Genomic DNA, 18,946 nt, shown 5'->3' on the forward strand with positions numbered 1-18,946 from the left:
CGGTTAGACTGCGGCGAGACGCGCGGGCGCGGTCCTGAACCACGCGACGACGAACAGCGCGGCGAGCAGGATGTCCGGGCTCGCGACCAGCGGGACCGCGATCGGGATCCGTCCCGTCAGGTGGAGCGCCCAGCAGGCGGCGAAGTAGATCACCTTGCCCCCGGCGCCGAGTAGCATGAAGGGGCGGTAGCGGGCGGGATCGCGGCCGATCACCAGGTAGCCGAACTGCCACATCAGCGTCGAGGCGGCGAAGCCGTAGTAGGTGTCCGGATGGCTGAAGGGTCCGCTCGCGCCGGCTACGGCGCCCTCCAGAACGAAGAGCGGGGCGATGATCAGGACGCCCCAGACGCCCCCGATGGTGAAGACCCACTTCGCGAATGTCATGACCGCCCTCCCCGGCGCCTGGCGACCAGGATGGGCCCATCGGCGGTCTCTTCCAATCGGCCCTCGAGCGAGAACGCCTCTGCAAGAATGCATGGCCGGAGCGCGTGGCCCGGGGGGCCGTCGGCGATGACGCGACCGCCGCTCAGGACCACCAGCCGGTCGCAGCAGCGCGCGGCGAGGCCCAGGTCGTGCAGCGTGACGACCACGCCCGCGCCACGGGCGGCTTCCTCGCGGAAGATCTCAAGAGCCAGCAGCTGGGCGTCCGGATCGAGCCCGGCGACCGGCTCGTCGGCCACCAGGAGCGGCGCGGCCGCGACGAGCAGCCTCGCGAGCAGCACCCTGGCGCGTTCGCCCCCGGACATCTGCAGCACGCCGCGGTCCTCGAGCCCGGCCAGGCCTACCCGGGCCAGCGCCGTCGCCGCGGCGGCCAGGACGGCGGCGGGCGGGAGCCGCGCGGCGCCCAGGCTCGCGATCCGCAGGGCGCTCATGTTCCAGCCCACGTGACGCTCCTGCGGCAGGTAGGCGGCGAGGCGCGCGCGCTCGGGGTCGGAGAGGCGCGCCACGTCGCGGCCGCCCAGCTGGGCGCTGCCCGCGGCGAGGGACGCCAGGCCGAGGCCCGCGCGCAGCAGCGTCGTCTTGCCCGCCCCGTTGGGACCGACCACGCCCACGACCTCGCCCGCGGCGACGGCGAAGGTCGCGGCGTCGAGCACCGTCCGACCGCTCCGGCGCACCGTGGCGTTCTGAAGGAGGAGCGCGCTCATCCCCGCCAGCTCCGCGCCGCCCGCCATGCGATCAGCCCGAACAGCGGCGCGCCGAAGAGCGCGGTCACCACCCCGAGCTTGAGTTCCAGGTCGGTGGGAATGAGCCGGGCGGCGATGTCGGCGGCGGCCAGCAGCACGGCGCCGGCCAGCGCCGACGGCAGCAGCACGCGCCCGGGATCCCCGCCGGCGGCCGCGCGCACCAGATGCGGGGCGGCAAGGCCGACGAAGCCGACGATGCCCGCCATGGCGACCGAGGCGCCCGTGAGCAGGCTGGCCCCGGCGACGGCCGCGGCGCGCAGGCGCGCCATCGGCAGTCCGGACAAGGCGGCCGTCTCCTCCCCGAGAGTCAGCATGACGAGGCCCCGGGCCGCGTAGAGGCAAAGCCCCACGCCCGCCGCCAGCGCCGGGAGCTGGCGCAGGATGTCGCCCCAGTCGCGGTTCGCGACCGATCCGAGAAGCCAGGAGAACACCTCGGCTAGGGTCACCGGCGAGGGCGAGAAGTTGAACACCAGCGAGGTGAGCGCGCCCAGGAACGCCGAGAGGGCGACGCCGAAGAGGATCAGCGTCTCCGGCTCGCGAAACCGCGCCGCCAGCCAGGTGAGCAGCGCGCCGACCAGCAGCGCCGCGCCCAGGGCGGCGGCCTCGATGGCGCCCTGCAGGCCGGCGAGCCCCAGCGAGATCGCGAGCGCCGCGCCCAGTCCCGCCCCGCCCGAGACGCCGAGGACGCTGGGATCGGCGAGCGGATTGCGCAGCAGCCCCTGCATGACCGCGCCGGCCAGGCCCAGCGCGCCGCCGACCACGAGGGCTGCGGCCGTGCGCGGGAGCCGGATGCCGAAGAGAATCTCGTGCGGGCCGGACGACGGCTGCGCGAACGCCTGGGCAAGCTGGTCCCAGGTCAGCGCCACCTCGCCCATCAGCAGCCCGGCCACCGCCAGCGCCAGGACGGCCGCCGCCAGCAGCAGATTGAGCGCCAGCGGCCTCATGGCCGGCCCGCGCGGCGCGGCGCGCGGTCCGCGAGCCTCTCGGCGGCCTCCGCTGCGCCCCAGTCGGGGCAGCCCAGCAGGGCGCCCGGCAGGCTGGCGACCGTAGCGCGCTCGACGGCGCGCTGCAGGATCCGGTGCCGACCGACGCCCCAGCTGTCGCCGGCGAGCTGGAAGGTGTCGAAGAAGCCCTGCACGACCGCCCTGGGGGGATCGAGGGCCAGGGTCTCGAGCGAGACCACCTGGTAGCCGGGCCGACGTTCCACGTTGGTGAAGCCCGCGGCCCGCAGGATCGCGTCCACCAGGGTGCCCGGGCCCGCCGTCGCGCCGCCGGGCGTCAGGTAGAGGGCCCGCGCGCCGGCCCAGGCGCCGGCCGCGCGGCGCAGGCGGGCGTCCATTCCGGCGATCACGGCCTCCCCGGCCGCCGGGCGTCCCAGCGCGGCCGCCACGGCGCGGACGCTGCGGCGGACATCGTCGAAGTCATCGGCGTCGCCGATGGTCACCACCGTCACCCCGCGCTCCTGGAGCGCGCGGAGCAGGCGCGGCTCGCCGCCCCAGTAGCGCACCGCCACCTGGGGCCGCGCCGCCAGCGCGGTCTCCAGGTCCACGCGCCGAATGGGCAGGCCTGCGGCCAGCCGGCGCAGGCGCGAGTCCGCGTCGTCCGCACGCGTGGAGAGGCCGACGATGGACTCGCGAGGGCTGAGCGCCAGCACGTACTGGTCGGCGCACTGGTCGAGGGAGATGACCCGCGGCGCGGCCTGCAGGGCGGCGGGCGCCAGCAGCGCGGCGCCAAGGGCGGCCGCTAGTCGGCGACCAGCCCGTGGAGCATCCCGTCCAGGGTGATCTGCATCAGCTCGTCGGAATCGGCCCACTCGAACGCCGGCCGGCTGATCAGCAGCGCCACCACCCCATGGCAGGCCATCCAGAGCGCCTGGGCGGCCGAATCGCCCGCGCCCGTCCGCAGGCGCCCCTGCGCTGCGATCTCGCGCACCACGCCGGCGAAGTGTTCGTAGCATTGGTGGCTCAGGTCCGAGGGCGGCGCTGGCGCCTGCGATACCGGACCGCGGTCGCAATACACAAGCTGGTACGCATAGGGATGCTCGAGCCCCCAGCGCATGTAGCCTTCGAGGATCATGCGCAGGCGCACGACCGGATCCAGCTTCAGGGCCGCGCACTCGGCGTTGCGGACCAGGAGCTGCTGCAGCACGCCCTCGACGATCTCGTGCAGGATGCAGGCCTTGTCGTCGAAGTGCATGTAGAGCGCCGTCGAGGAGACCCCCACCTCGTCCGCAATCTTGCGGATGGTCGCGCCCTCGTAGCCCTCGGCCACGAAGATGCGCTCCGCGGCTTCCAGGATTTCGGCGCGGCGCAGATGCCCGTCGCCCTTGGCCTTGCGCGCGGTCTTCCGCGTCGCAGTCCCCACCGTGCTCATGGAGTCTCCCCAGATCCTTGGCCCGGACAGCGGACCCCAATTCATGGACGGTGACAACCCCCGGGCGGCGGGCTGGACGGTGCGGGCCTGCAGCGCGTAAGGCACGGCCATGAGCGCCCCGGAGATCGCCGACGCCGCAGAGGTGATGCGCACCCACGGGTGGGCGGACTACGCCCTGCTGGATTCCGGCGGCGGCCGCAAGCTGGAGCGCTACGGTCCGTACAAGGTCGTGCGGCCCGAGCCGCAGTGCCTCTGGGCGCCGCGGCTGCCGGCAGGGGACTGGGAAGCCGCCGACGCGGTTTTCGACCCCTCCGACGACGAGGACGCCGGACGCTGGCGCTTCCGCGGCCGGCCGAAGGAGACCTGGCCGCTGTCGTGGCGCGACGTGCGCTTCCACGGCCGTTTCACGGCCTTCCGGCACCTGGCGTTCTTCCCCGAGCAGGCCGCCAACTGGGCGTGGCTCGACGGGCAGGTCCGCGCCGCCCGCCAGGCGGGCGAACAGCCGCGGGTCCTGAACCTGTTCGGCTACACCGGCGTGGCGAGCCTCGCGATGGCCGCGGCGGGGGCGGCCGTCACCCATGTGGACGCCTCGAAGAAGGCCGTGACCTGGGCGCGCGAGAACGCCGAGCTGTCCGGGCTGGCGGACCGTCCGATCCGCTGGATCACCGAGGACGCGCGCAAGTATGTGCAGCGCGAGGTGCGGCGCGGCTCCACCTACGAGGGGATCATCCTGGATCCGCCGAAGTACGGCCGAGGCCCCGGCGGCGAGGTGTGGCGGCTGTTCGAGGACCTGCCCGAACTGGCGGGGCTGTGCGCGCAGCTTCTCTCGGAGAACGCGCGGTTCCTGGTGCTGAACGCCTACGCCGAGCGCATCTCCGGCGCGGCGCTGTCCGGCCTCCTGGCCGAGAAGCTCGCCGGCCGCGGCGGGCGTATCGAGTGGGGCGAACTGGCGCTGGTGGAGGCGCGAGGCGACCGCGCCATCGGCATGAGCTTCTTCGCCCGGTGGTCGCGATGAGCAGCCGGACCATCACCTCGCTCTCGAATGAGACCGTCAAGCGCGTGCGGGCCCTGCACATGCGCAAGGAACGCGACGAGACGGGACTCTTCGTGGCCGAGGGCCTGAAGAACGTGATCGAGGGGATCGACACCGGGCACGCGCCGAAGATCCTGATGCACGGCGCCGACGCCGCCGGCCACCCCATGATGCGAAAGGCCGTCCAGGCGACGCTCGCGGCGCGCGGCGAGGTGATCGAGGTGACCCACGACATCCTGGCCAAGGTCTCGCGGCGCGAGAACCCGCAGGCGGTGGTGGGGGTGTTCCACCAGGCCTTCACGCCGCTCGCCGACGTGACGCCCGGGACAGCGGCGTGCGTGGTGGCGCTGCACCGGGTGCGCGATCCGGGCAACCTTGGGACCATCGTGCGCACCGCCGATGCCGCGGGGTGCGGCGCCGTGGTGCTGGTCGGCGAGTGCTGCGACCCCTACTCGGTGGAGGCGGTGCGGGCGACCATGGGCTCGATCTTCGCTGTGCCGCTGGCGAAGGCGTCGGAGGCCGAGTTCGCCGACTGGCGAAAGGGCTGGAGGGGCTCGGTCGTGGGCACCTTGCTCTCGGCCACCGTGACCCATGCGGACGCCAGCTACCGCAAGCCCGCCATGGTCCTGATGGGCAATGAGCAGCAGGGCCTGCCCCCCGACATGGCCGCCCTCTGCGACGTCAACGTGAAGATCCCCATGCGAGGGCGGGCCGACAGCCTGAACCTGTCGGTGGCGACGGGGATCATGATCTACGCCGCCACGTCCTGAGCCCTCTACCGCTGTCTTCCCGGTTTCGCCGCAGGCGAAGACCGGGACCCATACGCACCCGATGTCGGAAACGGCCCGCAGGCGACGCCGCCGCGCCTCATCCGGAACCGCGGAGTCTATGGGTCCCGGTGTTCCGCTTCGCGGAAACCGGGATGACAGCCTGGGCAGGGGAGCTGTGCTTCGCGGACTCCCGACCGCGGGCCCCGCGCGGAAACGGATCACGTGCCGCGGGGCTTGGCGCGGGTCGTGGGCTGGGCGGCGGCGGGGTCTTCGGGCCACACGTGCCTCGGATATCGGCCCTTCATGTCGGTTCGGACGTCCTTCCACGAGCCCCGCCAGAAGCCCGGCAGGTCCTTGGTCGTCTGGATGGGCCGGTGCGCGGGCGACAGCAGCGCGAGGGTGAGCGGGACGCCGCCCACGGCGGGGTGCTGGGCGATGCCGTAGACCTCCTGCACGCGGACCTCCACGCGGGGACCGGTTTCGGCGGCGTAGTCGATGGCGAAGCTGTTGCCGGTGGGGGCCGTCCAGCGGGCGGGCGCCTCGGCGTCCAGGCGGCGCTGCTGGTCCCAGGGGATCAGCGCGCGCAGGGCGCCGTCCAGGGCGTCCGGCTTCAGGTCGGACAGGCGGCGGACGCCCGCGAGGAGCGGCGTCAGCCAGTCGTCGAGGCGCTCCAGGAGCGCGGCGTCGGAGAGATCGGGCCAGGCCGGGTCCCGCGCGTGCAGGAAGCCGGCGCGCTCGCGCAGCGAGGTCGCGGACGAACCCCAGGGCAAGGCGGCCAGGCCCTCGCGGCGGAGGCGGTCGGCGAATGCGCGGGCGACGAGGGACGGGTCGGGGTTGTCGTCGATCTCCTCGCGGATCGTCAGCCGGCCGAGGCGCGTGAGCCGCTTGGCGCGCAGGCGGCCGCCGCCGCTCTCCTCCAGGCGCGCCTCCACCTCGAACTGGTCGGCGAAGACCGCGAGCTGGGCGGGGTCCAGCGGCGCGGCGAGCAGGATGCGGTCGCGGGTCTGGCCGCCGCCCAGCTCGGCGACGGCCAGCCAGGGTTCGCGCGCCAGGGCGTCCGTGGGCTCGACGAAGGCGCCGCGCCCCGTGACCAGCTGGAACTCGCCCTGCCCTCCGCGCGCCTTGGCGATCCGCTCGGGATAGGCGAAGGCGGTGATGAGGCCGTCGGAGAGCGGCTCGCCCCTCCCCGCCGCGGCGGTGGCGGCCGCCCAGCGGTCGGCGAGCGCCCGGGCGTCCCGGGCGCGGGGGCTGCGGTCGCGATCGAGCGCGTCCAGCCGATGGCGGATGTCGGCGTCGCGTCCGCCCAGGCCCCGCTCGGTGAGGAGAGCCGCGATACGCGCGGCGCGGATCGCCTGGCCAGTCTCGGCCGCTTTCAGCACCATGTGCGCCAGGCGCGGCGGCAGCGGCATGTCGCCAAGCGCCCGGCCGTGGTCGGTGAGCACGCCGTCGGCGTCCAGCGCCTCCAGCCGGCGGAGCAGTCCGCGGGCCTCGGCGAAGGCCGCGGCGGGCGGCGGGTCGAGGAAGGCCAGGTCCGAGGCGTCCCGGGCGCCCCACCGGGCGAGATCCAGGGCCAGGCCCGAGAGGTCGGCGTCGAGGATCTCCGGGTCGGCGAAGGCCGGAAGCGCGCGGGTCTCGGCCTCGTCCCACAGCCGGTAGCAGACGCCCGGCTCGGTGCGCCCGGCGCGGCCACGCCGCTGGTCCGCCGCCGCGCGGCTGACCCGGACCGTGGCCAGGCGGGTCAGGCCGCTGGCGGGGTCGTAGCGGGGAACCCGAGCAAGGCCGCTGTCGATCACCACCCGGACCCCTTCGATGGTGAGGCTGGTCTCGGCGATGGACGTCGCCAGCACCACCTTGCGCCGTCCGGACGGCGCCGGCCGGATGGCGCGATCCTGGTCGCGCGGGTCCAGAGCGCCGTAGAGGGGCGCGATCTCCACCCCCGCACGGCCGCGGTCGGCCAGCCGCTCGGCCACGCGCAGGATTTCCCCCTGTCCAGGCAGGAACACAAGAAGGCTGCCGGCCTCCTCGGCGAGGGCCCGCTCGACCACGCGCACGACCTGGTCGTCGACGCGCAGCGCGGGATCGCGGCCGACGTAGCGCGTTGCGACAGGAAACATCCGCCCCTGGCTATCGATCACCGGGGCGCCCTCGAGCAGGCGCGCCACCGCAGCGCCGTCGAGCGTCGCAGACATCACCAGCAGGCGCAGGTCCGGGCGCAGGACCGACTGGGCGTCACGGGCCAGCGCGAGGCCGAGATCGGCGTCCAGGCTGCGCTCGTGGAATTCGTCGAAGATCACGGCGGCGACGCCCGACAGCTCGGGATCGGCGAGGATCATGCGGGTGAAGACGCCCTCGGTGACCACCTCCACCCGCGTGCGGGGCGACACCCGGGTCTGCATCCGCACGCGCAGGCCGACTGTCTCGCCGACCCGCTCGCCCAGCGTCGCCGCCATCCGGTCAGCCGCGGCGCGCGCAGCCAGGCGGCGCGGCTCCAGCACGATGATCCGCCCGCCTCCGCTCCACGCCTCGCCGAGCAGCTCGAGCGGGACCACGGTGGTCTTGCCGGCCCCCGGGGGAGCGACCAGGACGGCGGCGTTGCGCTCGGCCAGCGACGCCTTCAGTTTGGGCAGGGCTTCGTGGATGGGAAGCATTGCCCCGCCTCTAGCCGGAAGCGGGGGCATGTGGGAACCGGCTCCGGCCTTCCCGCTTGACCCGGGGGCCGCACGCAGGCCACGGTCGCGCCAAATTTTACCTGGCGGCCGGGGGGCCGCCATTCGGAGGACCTCCACAAATGTGGCGTGTTAAGCCGCTCGACGCGATCCTTGCGACCGCGGAAAAGAAGTCCCTGCACCGCTCGCTGGGCGCCTTCCAACTCACCATGCTGGGCATCGGCGCCATCATCGGGACCGGCATCTTCGTGCTCACGGCCGAGGCGGCTCAGAAGGCCGGCCCCGGCATGATGCTGGCGTTCGTGATTGCAGGCTTCGTCTGCGCCGTGGCCGCGCTCTGCTACGCTGAAATGGCCGCCATGGTCCCCGTCTCGGGTTCGGCCTACACCTACAGCTACGCCGTCATGGGCGAGCTCCTGGCCTGGATGGTCGGCTGGGCGCTGATCCTGGAGTACGCCGTCGCCGCGGGCGCGGTCTCGGTGGGCTGGTCCGGCTATGTCGTCGGCCTGATCGAGAACGCCTTCGCCATCGACATCCCCAACGCGCTCGTGCGGGGCCCGATGGACGGCGGCCTCGTGAACCTCCCCGCCATGGGCATCGCGCTCGTCGTCACCGCCCTCCTGGTGGTCGGCACGCGGGAGAGCGCCGTGGTCAACTCGTTCCTGGTGGCGATCAAGGTGGCCGCGCTCACCCTGTTCATCGTGCTCGCCGTGCCGGTGATGAACATGGAGAACTTCACCCCGTTCGCCCCGCTCGGCTTCGCCGGCATCTCGGCGGCGGCCGCGTCCATCTTCTTCGCCTACGTGGGCTTCGACGCGGTCTCCACCGCGGCCGAGGAGACCAAAAACCCGCAGCGGAACATGCCCATCGGCCTGATCGGCTCGCTGGCCGTCTGCACGATCTTCTACCTGCTGGTCGCCGCCGGCGTGATCGGCACGGTGGGCGCCCAGCCCGTCCTGGGGGCCGACGGCGCGGCGCTGCGTCCCGGCAGCCCCGAGCTCTCGGCGGCGTGCACGGCGATCGGCGACGCCAAGGTGGTCTGCTCCAAGGAGGCGCTCGCCTGGACCCTGCGCGAGATCGGCTGGCCGCAGATCGGCAACCTGATCGGCCTCGCCGCCGGCCTCGCCCTGCCCTCGGTCATCCTGATGATGATGTTCGGCCAGACCCGGATCTTCTTCGTCATGAGCCGCGACGGCCTCTTGCCGCCGGTGCTGTCCAAGGTGCACCCGAAGTTCCACACGCCGCACGTGATCACGATCATCACGGGAGTCTTCGTGGCGCTCTTCGCCGCCTTCTTCCCCGTCGGCGTGCTGGCCGACATCTCGAACTCGGGCACCCTGTTCGCCTTCGCCATGGTGGCGATCGCGGTGGTGGTGCTGCGCCGGACCGACCCGAACCGCAACCGTCCCTTCCGGACGCCGGCGGTCTTCGTGGTCGCGCCCCTGGCGGCGATCGGCTGCGTGTACCTGTTCTTCAGCCTGTCGAACGAGACCAAGCTGATGTTCGTCGGCTGGGCCCTCTTCGGCCTGCTGGTCTACTTCCTCTACGGCTATCGCAAGAGCCACGTGGCGCACGGCTCGCCCGAGACGCACGAGCTCGATGCGGACGCCCCGCCGCCGCCCATCGCGGGGGCCTGACGGACAATTCCAGACGACGGAAAGGCCCGGGGGCTCCTCCCGGGCCTTTTCTTATGGCGCGCGTCGCCCGATCATGGGGCCATGAACGCGCCCTCGCCTCCGCCGCTTCCGATCCGCGCCCTGATCGCGCCGGTCACGCCCCTACAGCAGAACTGCACCATCGTCTGGTGCGTGAAGACGAAGAAGGCGGCGATCATCGATCCTGGCGGCGAAGTCGATCGGCTCCTGGCGGCGCTGAAGGAGCATGACCTGACGCTCGAGAAGATCTGGATCACCCACGGCCACCTGGACCACGCGGGCGGCACGGCCGCGCTGAAGGAGCTGACCGGCTGTCCCATCGAGGGGCCCCACCCGGACGACCAGTTCTGGATCGACGACATCGGGACCTCGGCGGCCAAGTGGGGGATGCCCGAGGCGCGGCCGTTCACGCCGGACCGCTGGCTGCAGGACGGCGACGTGGTGACCCTCGGCGAGACCGAGTTCGAGGTCTACCACTGCCCGGGTCACACGCCGGGCCACGTGGTCTTCTTCCATCGGGAAGCCAGGTTCGCCCAGGTCGGCGACGTCCTGTTCCAGGGCTCGATCGGACGCACCGACTTTCCGAAGGGGAACTACCAGCAGCTCATCGACGCCATCACCGGCAAGCTGTGGCCGCTGGGCGAGGACGTGCGCTTCGTCCCCGGCCACGGGCCGATGTCCACCTTCGGCCAGGAGCGCAAGACCAACCCCTTCGTGGCGGACATGATCCTGTCGGACGGATGAGGCCCGCTTCGTCCAGGACGCTTGCGACCAACGGGTTTCAGGTGAGACATCTGCAGGTTACGGGCGGCCGCGAACCTGTCGCCCATGGAGCTTGCGACTGACATGGCCGGGGCCGGCGCCCGTATCCTCATGGTCGACGACGACCCCGGCATCCGCGACGTGGTGTCGGACTTCCTGGGCCGTCACGGCTACAAGGTCGAGACCGCAGCCGACGCGACCGAGATGGAACGCGTCCTGGAGCGCGGCCCGATCGATCTCATCGTCCTGGACGTCATGCTCCCCGGCGAGGACGGCCTCGCCGTCTGCCGCAGGCTGACCTCCAACGACAACGCGCCTCCGATCATCATGCTCTCGGCGATGGGCGAGGACACCGACCGCATCGTCGGCCTCGAACTGGGCGCCGACGACTATCTGGCAAAGCCCTGCAATCCTCGCGAGTTGCTGGCGCGTGTTCGCGCGGTGCTGCGGCGGGCCGAGCAAAGGTCGACCGCGGGCGCGCTGGGGGCGGGCTGCGAGTTCGCGGGCTGGCGCCTGGATCTGGTCCGCCGTGAGCTGCGGTCCCCGGACGGCGTCGTCGTGAACCTCTCCTCGGGCGAGTTCTCGCTGCTGCGCGCCTTCGTGGAGCGCCCGCAGCGGGTCCTGACCCGCGACCAGCTGCTGGAGTTCGCCCGCGGCCCGGACAGCGACGCCTTCGACCGCGCCATCGACGTCCAGATCAGCCGCCTGCGCCGCAAGCTCGACGACGGCGGCGGCGGGCACGACCTGATCCGCACCATCCGCAACGAAGGCTACATGTTCACCGCCAAGGTGAAGCGCACGTGACGCGCCGCTCCGCGCCGCTCATCGTCCAGCTGCTCACCCTGACCGGGCTGACGCTGGTGGCGGCGTGGGCCATGAGCACGCTGCTGCTGTTCGCCCTTCCCCCGCCGGCGCCGGACTTCTACCGGGTGTCCGAGATCGCGCGGACCTACCAGGGCGCGGACCTGATCTTCACCGAGCGCAAGCCGCTGACGGTGGTGACCACGCGCAGGGCGCCCTCGCCGGTGCTGGAAGGCCGCACGATCCCGGACATCCGCGCGAAGATCGCCGACGACCTGGGTGTCCCGGTCGCCGACGTGGTCGTGGCCGGCGAGCGTGGGCCGCTGTCGGATCGCCGCGTCGGCCGCATCATCCGCGACCGCGCCGCCCGCGTCGGCATGACCGGCGAGGAGCACTTCCTGGTCCTGCCGTTCAAGGTGGGCGTACGGCAGGCCGACGGGACCTGGCGGGTCGTGCAGACCAAGCCCACGTTCGGCCTCTCGGACTGGCAGCAGCGGCTGGCGCTCTGGTTCGCTCTTTCGGCCCTGCTGATGTCGCCGATCGCCTGGCTCTTCGCACGAAGGCTCACCAAGCCGATCAAGGAATTCGCCGAGGCCGCCGAGCGGCTGGGCCGCGACCCCAACGCCCCGGCGCTGGCGCTGAAGGGGCCGGCCGAGATCGGGATGGCGTCCCGCGCCTTCAACGACATGCAGGAACGCCTGAAGCGCTACGTCGAGGATCGCACCGCCATGGTCGGCGCCATCGCCCACGACCTGCGCACGCCGCTCACGCGGCTGAGGTTCCGGATCGAGGCGCTGCCGGAGGACCAGCGCGCGAAGTATTCCGCCGACCTGGACCAGATGGAGGAGATGATCACCGCCACCCTCGCCTTCGTGCGCGACGCGACGAAGACGGGGGAGCGGACGCCGCTGGAGCTGTCCTCCCTCGTGGAGAGCCTGTGCGACGAGATGGCCGAGACGGGAGCCCGGACCGAGGTGGAGCCCGGCGACAAGGTGGTGCTCGAGGGCGACCCCATGGCGTTGCGCCGGCTGATCGCGAACCTGCTCGAGAACGCGGTGAAGTTCGGCGGCCGGGCCCGCGCCCGCGTGTTCGCCCAGGCCGGCCATGCGGTGGTCGAGATCGACGACGACGGTCCCGGCATCCCGGCGGCCGACGCGGAGAAGGTATTCGAGCCCTTCTATCGGCGCGAGCCGTCGCGCAGCCGGCAGACGGGCGGCATCGGGCTGGGGCTCGCGGTGGTGCGCACCATCGCCCGCGGCCACGGCGGCGACGTCAGCCTGATCAACCGGGCCGGCGGCGGCTTGACGGCGCGGGTTCAGTTGCCGCTGTAAGTCGGGCGATTCCGCGGCGCGCTTCGACGACGCCGGTATCCGAACTGAAATCCTCCCGCAAAGCGCCGCCGCCACGAGTCACGTCGGGTTCATGCGGGCCCGTCGATGCTGGACCGAACATGACCGCCACACCGTCGAAACGCCGCCGCTTCCGTCTCCCGAAGGCCGCCTGGATCGCCCTGGGCGTGATCGTGCTGGCGGTGGCGGCCCTCGTCGCCTTCCAGATGCGGCCCAAGGCGCCGAAGGATCCCTACCGGTTCGCCACCGTCGAACAGGGGGACCTGACGCGCTCGGTCTCGGCCTCGGGCAGCCTGCAGGCCCTCATCACCGTCGACGTGGGCTCGCAGATCTCGGGTCAGGTCACCCGCGTGCTCGCCGATTTCAACGACGAGGTGCGCGCCGGGCAGACCCTGGCCGTGATCGACCCGCAGACGTTCCAGTCGCGCGTGGCGCAGAGCCGGGCCGACATCGCCGCGGGCGAGGCCGGCGTCCGCCAGGCCGAGGCCACGCTGGCCAACGCCCAGGCCGACTACAACCGCAAGAAGGAGCTGGTGGACAAGGGCATCTATTCCCCCAGCACCCTCGATCAGGCCACGGCGGCCATGCGGGTGGCCCAGGCCCAGGTGGCCGCCGCCCGCGCCCGGGTCCAGCAGAGCCGCGCCACCCTGCGCAGCCAGCAGGTCGACCTCGGCCGCACCACCATCTCGGCGCCGATCGACGGCGTGGTCGTCGACCGCAAGGTGGAGCCCGGCCAGACGGTGGCGGCCAGCCTGCAGGCGCCGGTGCTGTTCACCATCGCCCAGGACCTCTCGAAGGTGGAGGTCAGGATCAGCGTCGACGAAGCCGACGTGGGTCAGGTCCAGGAGGGCCAGATGGTCCGCTTCACCGTCGACGCCTTCCCGGACGACACGTTCGAGGGGATCGTCACCCAGGTGCGCATGCAGCCCACCACCGAGCAGAACGTGGTCGCCTACACGGTCATCGCCGAAGCCGACAATCCGCAGCGCAAGCTGTTGCCCGGCATGACCGCCAACGCCGACATCGTCATCGAGACGAAGCGGAACGTGGTGAAGGTCCCGGCCGCTGCGCTGCGCTGGACGCCGCCGGCCGAGAACGCCGGCGGACGCGGCGGCGGCGCGCCCGGCGCCCCCGGCGGCGGCATGGTCGTGGGCGGCCCGGGCTTCGGCGGAGGCCCCCAGCGCGGCGGCGGCGCCCGGCAGGGCCAGGGCGGCCAGCGCGGCGGCCCGGGCGGGCGCATCGTCGAGCAGCTCGACCTCGACGCCCGGCAGCGGAAGGCGTGGGAGGACATCCAGGCCGAGATGCGCCCCAAGCGCCAGGCCGCCATGGCCGCCGCGGGCGGTGATCGCCGCGCGGCGATGACCGCCATGCGCCAGGTGACGCGGGAGAGCCTGGCGAAGCTGACGCCGCAGCTTCGGCCCGACCAGCGGACCAAGCTGGCCGCGCTCCTGGAGACCCTTGCCGAGGGACGCGGCCGCGCCGCGGGCATGCGCGGCGGCACGGTCTATGTGCTGCGCGACGGCAAGCCCACGCCGATCCCGGTGCGCATCGGCGCCACCGACGGGACGGCCACGGAGATCGTCAGCCGCCAGCTCAAGCCGGGCGATCAGGTGATCGTCGGCGGTGGCCCCAAGCCGCCGGCCCGGCTGGGACCGCCCGGCGGCGGAGGCGGCGGGGGCGGCGTTCGGGTGAAGATGTGATCTCGGTCGCCGCCCTCACCAAGGTCTACCGGATGGGCGACGAGGACGTGCCCGCGCTGGCGGGCGTGTCGCTCGAGATCGGCCGCGGCGAATACGTGGCGGTCATCGGCCCCTCCGGCTCGGGCAAGTCGACGCTGATGAACATCCTGGGCGGGCTCGACCGGCCCACCTCGGGCAGCTACCGCTTCGAGGGCGAAGAGGTCGGCGAGTTCGACGACGACCAGCTCGCGGGCTTCCGCCGGCGGCGGATCGGCTTCGTCTTCCAGTCCTTCCAGCTCCTGCCCCGCCTGACGGCCCTTCAGAACGTCGAGCTGCCGATGATCTACGCCGGCGCCGCGCCGGCCGAGCGCCGGGCGCGGGCCCGGGAGCTGCTGGAGCGCGTCGGCCTCGGCTCGCGCATGGGACACCGGCCGACGCAGCTCTCGGGCGGGCAGCAGCAGCGGGTGGCCATCGCCCGCTCGCTGGCCAACCGCCCCGACCTGTTGCTCGCCGACGAGCCGACCGGCGCGCTCGACACCCATACCGGCGAGGAGGTGCTGAAGCTCTTTCATGAGCTCAACGCCGACGGGCTCACGCTGGCGATCGTCACCCACGATCCGGACGTGGCGAACGAGGCCCAGCGGCGGGTGGCGTTCCGCGACGGCCTGATCGTCTCGGACGAGCGGAGCGCGGCATGAGGTTCGTCGAGCTGATCCGCTTCGCGCTGGGCGCTATCGTCGCGCACCCCATGCGCAGCGGCCTGACGTCGCTGGGGGTGGTGATCGGCGTCGCCGCCGTGGTGATGATGACCGCCATCGGCCTGGGCGCGCAGCAACGGGTCACCAGCGCGATCTCCGGGCTGGGCTCGAACCTCATCATCGTGAGTCCAAGCTTCCAGCGGGGTCCCGTCAGCCAGGGCGCGGGATCCGGCATGTCCCTTCGCGACAGCGACGCCGAGGCCATCGCGCGTCAGGTCGAGGACGTCGCCGCCGTCGCGCCGGCGGTCACCACGCGCGCGCAGCTGGCGGCGGACGGGGCCAACTGGAACACGCGGATCGACGGCGTCACGCCGGACTATCTCGTGGCCCGCGACCTCGTCATCGCCCGCGGCCGGATGTTCGACGAGCGAGAAGCGCGGCAGGGCAAGAAGGTGATCGTGGTGGGCCCGACGGTGGCCCGCGAGCTGTGGGGCGACACCGATCCGATCGGCAGGCGCATCCGCGTGCGCTCGGTCCCGTTCGAGGTGATCGGGGTCCTGGAGTCCAAGGGCAACGCCGGCCTGGGCCAGGACCAGGACGACGTGGCCCTGGCGCCGCTGCAGGCGGTGCGGTCGCGGCTGGTGGGCCGCCGGTTCCGCGGGGACACGATCCAGACGATGTACGTGAAGTCGCTGGACGCCGACTCCCTCGACCGGGTGCAGGAGGACGTCACCAACCTGCTGCGCGAGACCCACCGCATCCGGCCCGGCGAGGAGGACGACTTCCAGACCCAGAACATGGCCTCGATCCTGGCCACCATGCAGGCGGCGGTGGCCACGTTCACGGTGTTCCTCGCCGCCGTGGCGGCGGTGTCGCTGGTGGTGGGCGGCGTCGGCATCATGAACATCATGCTGGTCTCGGTCACCGAACGGACCCGTGAGATCGGCCTGCGCATGGCGCTGGGCGCCAAGCGGTCCGATGTGCTCATCCAGTTCGCCCTGGAGTCCGTCGCGCTCTCGATGGCGGGGGGGCTGATCGGCCTCACGATCGGTGTGCTGGGCGCGCTCGGCGTCGCCAGGCTGGCCGACTGGCCGGCCGCGGTCCCGCCCTGGGCCGCGCCGCTGGCTCTGGGCTTCTCGATGGTCGTGGGGCTGGTGTTCGGCGCCTACCCGTCGTGGCGGGCCGCCCGCCTCGACCCCATCGAGGCGCTGCGTCGCGAATAAGTCGCGTCTGCGGCTGCAACCTTGACTGGCTTCAGGGGTTAGCCAGACCGCAAGCCCCTTGCGGAACGACCCCAGTCAGCACGGAGACCCACCGTCGACGAAAACGCCCGAGGAACCCAGGCGCGCCGCGCCGGCGTCCCTCCCGTGCACCGGCCGATGGCGAGCGGTCGGCGGCGCGCGTCCCGCGAAGACAGCCCCCAACTCGCCGAGTAAGTGAGGAGAGTCCCTCGATGGCCACCGCTGACACCGGCAAGCCCCGCGCCCGACGCGGCTTCGCCGCCATGAACCCCGAACGCCGCCGCGAGATCGCCCGCAAGGGCGGCGCCAGCGTCCCCGGCGAGAAGCGCAGCTTCGCCAAGGACCGCGACCTCGCCGCTTCGGCCGGCCGCAAGGGCGGCGAGGCCAGCCGCGGCGGCGGCCGCACGCGCGGCAGCGAAAGCTGAGGCGCCGACCCGCGCCATTCCAACATGACGATACCGCGCAGGGGATGAGAGACCCAGGTCTCTCATCCCCTCTTGCTGTCGGGGCTCAGGCGCGGAGCAGCACTTCGGCGAAGCCGGGTTCGGCGCTGCGCCAGCTTTCCTCCACGGACCAGCCGGCGTCGCCGGCGAGCGCCGCGAAGCCTTCCAGCGTGAACTTGTGCGAGTTCTCGGTGTGCAGTGTCTCACCCGCGCGAAAGTGGAACGGCCGGCCGGCCACGCGCACGGTCTGGTCGGCGAGGCTCTCGAGGTGCATCTCGATCCGACTCTCGGCGGGGTTCCAGATCGCGCGGTGGCGAAAGGCCGCGAGATCGAAGTCCGCGCCGAGCTCACGGTTGATGCGGGCAAGCAGGTTCAGGTTGAAGGCGGCCGTCACGCCCTGGGCGTCGTCGTAGGCCGCCACCAGGACCTCTGGCGACTTCACCAGATCGATCCCCACCAGCAGGGCGGCGCCGGGCCCCAGGAGGCGACGCGCGCCCTCCAGGAAGGTCCTGGCCTGCGCCCGGTCGAAGTTGCCGATCGTGGAGCCCGGGAAGAAGCCGACCACCGGCCTGCCGCGCGCCGCCTCGGGCAGCTGCAGGGCGTTGGTGAAGTCGTCGCGAAGGGCGGCCACGGTGAGCCCGGGATAGTCGGAGCGGATCGCCCGCGCGGCCGCCTGCAGCGCGGTTTCCGAGATGTCGATCGGGACGTACACGGCGAGCTGGGGCGCGGCGTCGAGCAGGATGCGAGTCTTGGTGCTGGCGCCCGAGCCGAACTCCACCAGCGCCGCGGCGTCGGGGATGCGGCGGGCGATCCGGGCGGCCTGGTCCTGCAGCAGCGCGATCTCGGTCCGGGTCGGATAGTACTCCGGCAGTTCGGTGATGAGCTCGAAGAGGCGCGAACCCTCGGCGTCGTAGAAGTGCTTGGGCGGGATCGACTTGCGGGACTTCGACAGGCCCGCCAGCACGTCGGCCTCGAAATCCGACGCCGCGGCGCCTTCGCCGTGTCCGTCCAGCGCCAGGCGCACGCCGGAGAACATCCAGCGCTGATGCGGATAGAAGAAGTTGCGGTAGCTGGCGCGGACGTGGCCGGCCGGCGTCACCGAGGCGCCGCCGCGCAGCACGAACTGGCCGGACATGAACTTGCCGTTGTACTCGCCCACCGCCCCCGCCGCGGGGCGGAACCCGGGGTACGGAAGGTAGGCGCTGCGGGTCCATTCCCAGAGCTCGCCACGGCCCCTGAGGTCGCCGCCGGCGGTCGCCGCGTGCTCCCACTCGGCCTCGGTAGGGAGGCGCGCGCCGGCCCAGGCGGCGTAGGCGTCGGCCTCGTAGTAGCTCACGTGGCTGACCGGCTGGTGGGAATCGAGCGGCCGCGCGCCCGTGAGACCCATGATGGTCCAGCCGCCGGCGCCCTCGCGCCAGTAGACGGGGGCCTGCCAGCCCTCGGCCCGGCAGAGGGCCCAGCCGTCGGACAGCCAGAGCTCGGGCCGCCGGTATCCGCCGTCGGCCATGAACGCCAGCCATTCGCCGTTGGTCACCAGCCGGTCCGCCAGGCGGAAGGGCTCGAGCCAGACGCGGTGGCGTGGCCCTTCGTTGTCGAACGCGAAGCCGTCGCCGGCATGGCCGATCTCCGCGAGGCCGCCCGGAACGTCCACATAGGCCATGGGGCCAGGGTCGGCCGCGGGCGCGGGCCGCGGCGGCGCGAAGGCGGGGCTGAGCGGCGACTGGGCGAACAGGTGCAGGATGTCCATCAGGATCAGCTCCTGGTGCTGCTCCTCGTGCGCCAGCCCCAGGTCGAGGAGGCCGCCCAGCGTGTCCACGCCGTTCGCCAGCAGCCGCTCCATCGCCGCGTCCACGTGCGCACGATAGGCGAAGACGTCGGCCACGGTCGGACGGGTGATCAGCCCCCGCGCCGGTCGCGGCTGCCGCGGGCCGACCGCCTCATAGTAGGAGTTGAACAGGTAGCCGAACCGCGGATCGAACACGCGGTAGCCGGGCAGGTGCGGCCCCAGCATGAAGGTCTCGAAGAACCAGGTGGTGTGGGCGAGGTGCCATTTCGTCGGGCTGGCGTCGGGCATCGACTGGGCGCCCATGTCCTCGGGCGTCAGGGAGCGCGTCAGGGCCTCCGTACCGCGGCGCACGGCCCGGTAGCGCACAATGGCGTCCGTCGCGCTCGCCTCGACGTGCAGGCGAGAGCGATCCTCAGGCCGTCGTTCGGTCTCGCGCATCTGAGGTCCCTTCATGATCGAACGCCGCACCCGACGTCCGTCACCATGGGGACAAAACCGGAACGCGG

17 protein-coding genes are annotated in these 18,946 nt (G+C 72.5%); 10 read left to right on the plus strand and 7 right to left on the minus strand.

The window, feature by feature from the left end; all coding sequences use genetic code 11:
* Nucleotides 1-3: 3 nt before the first annotated feature.
* Genes AC2D8W_RS01625 through AC2D8W_RS01645 form a run of 5 tightly spaced genes read right to left on the minus strand, consistent with a single transcriptional unit; the run spans nucleotide 4 to nucleotide 3,557 of the window.
* The gene (locus AC2D8W_RS01625; protein WP_484670053.1) at nucleotides 4-384 is read right to left on the minus strand and encodes a hypothetical protein; all 381 of its coding nucleotides are present in this window, start codon (nucleotides 382-384) and stop codon (nucleotides 4-6) included.
* A complete protein-coding gene (locus AC2D8W_RS01630; RefSeq protein ID WP_484670054.1) occupies nucleotides 381-1,145 on the minus strand; it encodes an ATP-binding cassette domain-containing protein in 765 nt (254 codons plus the stop codon). The genes AC2D8W_RS01625 and AC2D8W_RS01630 overlap by 4 nt, the downstream gene beginning before the upstream one ends.
* Entirely contained in the window at nucleotides 1,142-2,128 is a 987-nt protein-coding gene (locus tag AC2D8W_RS01635) for a FecCD family ABC transporter permease (RefSeq protein WP_484670055.1), read from the minus strand. Before AC2D8W_RS01635 ends, AC2D8W_RS01630 begins: the two co-directional genes overlap by 4 nt.
* Nucleotides 2,125-2,997 (minus strand): ABC transporter substrate-binding protein, encoded by an 873-nt coding sequence (locus tag AC2D8W_RS01640; RefSeq protein WP_484670056.1) that lies wholly within the window; start codon nucleotides 2,995-2,997, stop codon nucleotides 2,125-2,127. Before AC2D8W_RS01640 ends, AC2D8W_RS01635 begins: the two co-directional genes overlap by 4 nt.
* Nucleotides 2,928-3,557 (minus strand): TetR/AcrR family transcriptional regulator, encoded by a 630-nt coding sequence (locus AC2D8W_RS01645; RefSeq protein ID WP_293479290.1) that lies wholly within the window; start codon nucleotides 3,555-3,557, stop codon nucleotides 2,928-2,930. The genes AC2D8W_RS01640 and AC2D8W_RS01645 overlap by 70 nt, the downstream gene beginning before the upstream one ends.
* Before the next feature lie 109 nt (nucleotides 3,558-3,666).
* On the opposite strand from AC2D8W_RS01645, the gene AC2D8W_RS01650 reads away from it, so the two are divergent.
* Together AC2D8W_RS01650 and AC2D8W_RS01655 are read left to right on the plus strand one after the other, a co-directional pair.
* A complete protein-coding gene (locus AC2D8W_RS01650) occupies nucleotides 3,667-4,572 on the plus strand; it encodes a class I SAM-dependent methyltransferase (RefSeq protein ID WP_484670057.1) in 906 nt (301 codons plus the stop codon).
* Nucleotides 4,569-5,360, plus strand: coding sequence for a TrmH family RNA methyltransferase (locus AC2D8W_RS01655; protein ID WP_484670058.1), 792 nt, complete (start codon nucleotides 4,569-4,571; stop codon nucleotides 5,358-5,360). The genes AC2D8W_RS01650 and AC2D8W_RS01655 overlap by 4 nt, the downstream gene beginning before the upstream one ends.
* 218 nt (nucleotides 5,361-5,578) lie before the next feature.
* Here the strand turns inward: AC2D8W_RS01655 and hrpB are convergent, their stop codons facing one another.
* Nucleotides 5,579-8,008, minus strand: a complete 2,430-nt coding sequence (gene hrpB / locus AC2D8W_RS01660; protein ID WP_484670059.1) for an ATP-dependent helicase HrpB — start codon at nucleotides 8,006-8,008, stop codon at nucleotides 5,579-5,581.
* 140 nt (nucleotides 8,009-8,148) lie between these two features.
* Between hrpB and AC2D8W_RS01665 the strand changes: the two genes are divergently transcribed.
* From AC2D8W_RS01665 to AC2D8W_RS01700, 8 genes are all read left to right on the plus strand, one after another.
* Nucleotides 8,149-9,663 (plus strand): amino acid permease, encoded by a 1,515-nt coding sequence (locus tag AC2D8W_RS01665; RefSeq protein WP_293479298.1) that lies wholly within the window; start codon nucleotides 8,149-8,151, stop codon nucleotides 9,661-9,663.
* Nucleotides 9,664-9,744: 81 nt separating this feature from the next.
* Entirely contained in the window at nucleotides 9,745-10,425 is a 681-nt protein-coding gene (locus AC2D8W_RS01670) for an MBL fold metallo-hydrolase (RefSeq protein ID WP_484670060.1), read from the plus strand.
* An 84-nt stretch (nucleotides 10,426-10,509) separates the two neighbouring features.
* Nucleotides 10,510-11,247, plus strand: a complete 738-nt coding sequence (locus AC2D8W_RS01675) for a response regulator (protein ID WP_293479301.1) — start codon at nucleotides 10,510-10,512, stop codon at nucleotides 11,245-11,247.
* Complete coding sequence (locus AC2D8W_RS01680) at nucleotides 11,244-12,575, plus strand: ATP-binding protein (protein ID WP_484670061.1); 1,332 nt, start codon at nucleotides 11,244-11,246, stop codon at nucleotides 12,573-12,575. Before AC2D8W_RS01675 ends, AC2D8W_RS01680 begins: the two co-directional genes overlap by 4 nt.
* A gap of 119 nt (nucleotides 12,576-12,694) precedes the next feature.
* The gene (locus AC2D8W_RS01685; protein WP_484670062.1) at nucleotides 12,695-14,293 is read left to right on the plus strand and encodes an efflux RND transporter periplasmic adaptor subunit; all 1,599 of its coding nucleotides are present in this window, start codon (nucleotides 12,695-12,697) and stop codon (nucleotides 14,291-14,293) included.
* Nucleotides 14,290-14,970, plus strand: a complete 681-nt coding sequence (locus AC2D8W_RS01690; RefSeq protein ID WP_484670063.1) for an ABC transporter ATP-binding protein — start codon at nucleotides 14,290-14,292, stop codon at nucleotides 14,968-14,970. Before AC2D8W_RS01685 ends, AC2D8W_RS01690 begins: the two co-directional genes overlap by 4 nt.
* On the plus strand, nucleotides 14,967-16,193 hold the full coding sequence (locus tag AC2D8W_RS01695; RefSeq protein ID WP_484670064.1) for an ABC transporter permease: 1,227 nt from the start codon (nucleotides 14,967-14,969) through the stop codon (nucleotides 16,191-16,193). Before AC2D8W_RS01690 ends, AC2D8W_RS01695 begins: the two co-directional genes overlap by 4 nt.
* 230 nt (nucleotides 16,194-16,423) lie before the next feature.
* Nucleotides 16,424-16,636 (plus strand): con-10 family general stress protein, encoded by a 213-nt coding sequence (locus AC2D8W_RS01700; protein ID WP_293483241.1) that lies wholly within the window; start codon nucleotides 16,424-16,426, stop codon nucleotides 16,634-16,636.
* 85 nt (nucleotides 16,637-16,721) lie between these two features.
* Here AC2D8W_RS01700 and egtB read toward each other — a convergent pair whose 3' ends face one another.
* Entirely contained in the window at nucleotides 16,722-18,878 is a 2,157-nt protein-coding gene (egtB, locus tag AC2D8W_RS01705; RefSeq protein WP_484670065.1) for an ergothioneine biosynthesis protein EgtB, read from the minus strand.
* Between the last annotated feature and the right edge of the window lie 68 nt (nucleotides 18,879-18,946).

This window comes from Phenylobacterium sp. T106, assembly GCF_057219735.1.

Excerpts from the sequence above, each read along its gene's own strand:
- AC2D8W_RS01670 (WP_484670060.1), top strand. The coding sequence starts at position 9,745 with ATGAACGCGCCCTCGCCTCCGCCGCTTCCGATCCGCGCCCTGATCGCG.
- AC2D8W_RS01695 (WP_484670064.1), top strand. The coding sequence starts at position 14,967 with ATGAGGTTCGTCGAGCTGATCCGCTTCGCGCTGGGCGCTATCGTCGCG.
- AC2D8W_RS01675 (WP_293479301.1), top strand. The coding sequence starts at position 10,510 with ATGGAGCTTGCGACTGACATGGCCGGGGCCGGCGCCCGTATCCTCATG.
- AC2D8W_RS01645 (WP_293479290.1), bottom strand. The coding sequence starts at position 3,557 with ATGAGCACGGTGGGGACTGCGACGCGGAAGACCGCGCGCAAGGCCAAG.
- AC2D8W_RS01630 (WP_484670054.1), bottom strand. The coding sequence starts at position 1,145 with ATGAGCGCGCTCCTCCTTCAGAACGCCACGGTGCGCCGGAGCGGTCGG.
- AC2D8W_RS01685 (WP_484670062.1), top strand. The coding sequence starts at position 12,695 with ATGACCGCCACACCGTCGAAACGCCGCCGCTTCCGTCTCCCGAAGGCC.
- AC2D8W_RS01665 (WP_293479298.1), top strand. The coding sequence starts at position 8,149 with ATGTGGCGTGTTAAGCCGCTCGACGCGATCCTTGCGACCGCGGAAAAG.
- AC2D8W_RS01635 (WP_484670055.1), bottom strand. The coding sequence starts at position 2,128 with ATGAGGCCGCTGGCGCTCAATCTGCTGCTGGCGGCGGCCGTCCTGGCG.
- egtB (WP_484670065.1), bottom strand. The coding sequence starts at position 18,878 with ATGCGCGAGACCGAACGACGGCCTGAGGATCGCTCTCGCCTGCACGTC.
- AC2D8W_RS01655 (WP_484670058.1), top strand. The coding sequence starts at position 4,569 with ATGAGCAGCCGGACCATCACCTCGCTCTCGAATGAGACCGTCAAGCGC.
- AC2D8W_RS01625 (WP_484670053.1), bottom strand. The coding sequence starts at position 384 with ATGACATTCGCGAAGTGGGTCTTCACCATCGGGGGCGTCTGGGGCGTC.
- AC2D8W_RS01650 (WP_484670057.1), top strand. The coding sequence starts at position 3,667 with ATGAGCGCCCCGGAGATCGCCGACGCCGCAGAGGTGATGCGCACCCAC.
- AC2D8W_RS01700 (WP_293483241.1), top strand. The coding sequence starts at position 16,424 with ATGGCCACCGCTGACACCGGCAAGCCCCGCGCCCGACGCGGCTTCGCC.
- hrpB (WP_484670059.1), bottom strand. The coding sequence starts at position 8,008 with ATGCTTCCCATCCACGAAGCCCTGCCCAAACTGAAGGCGTCGCTGGCC.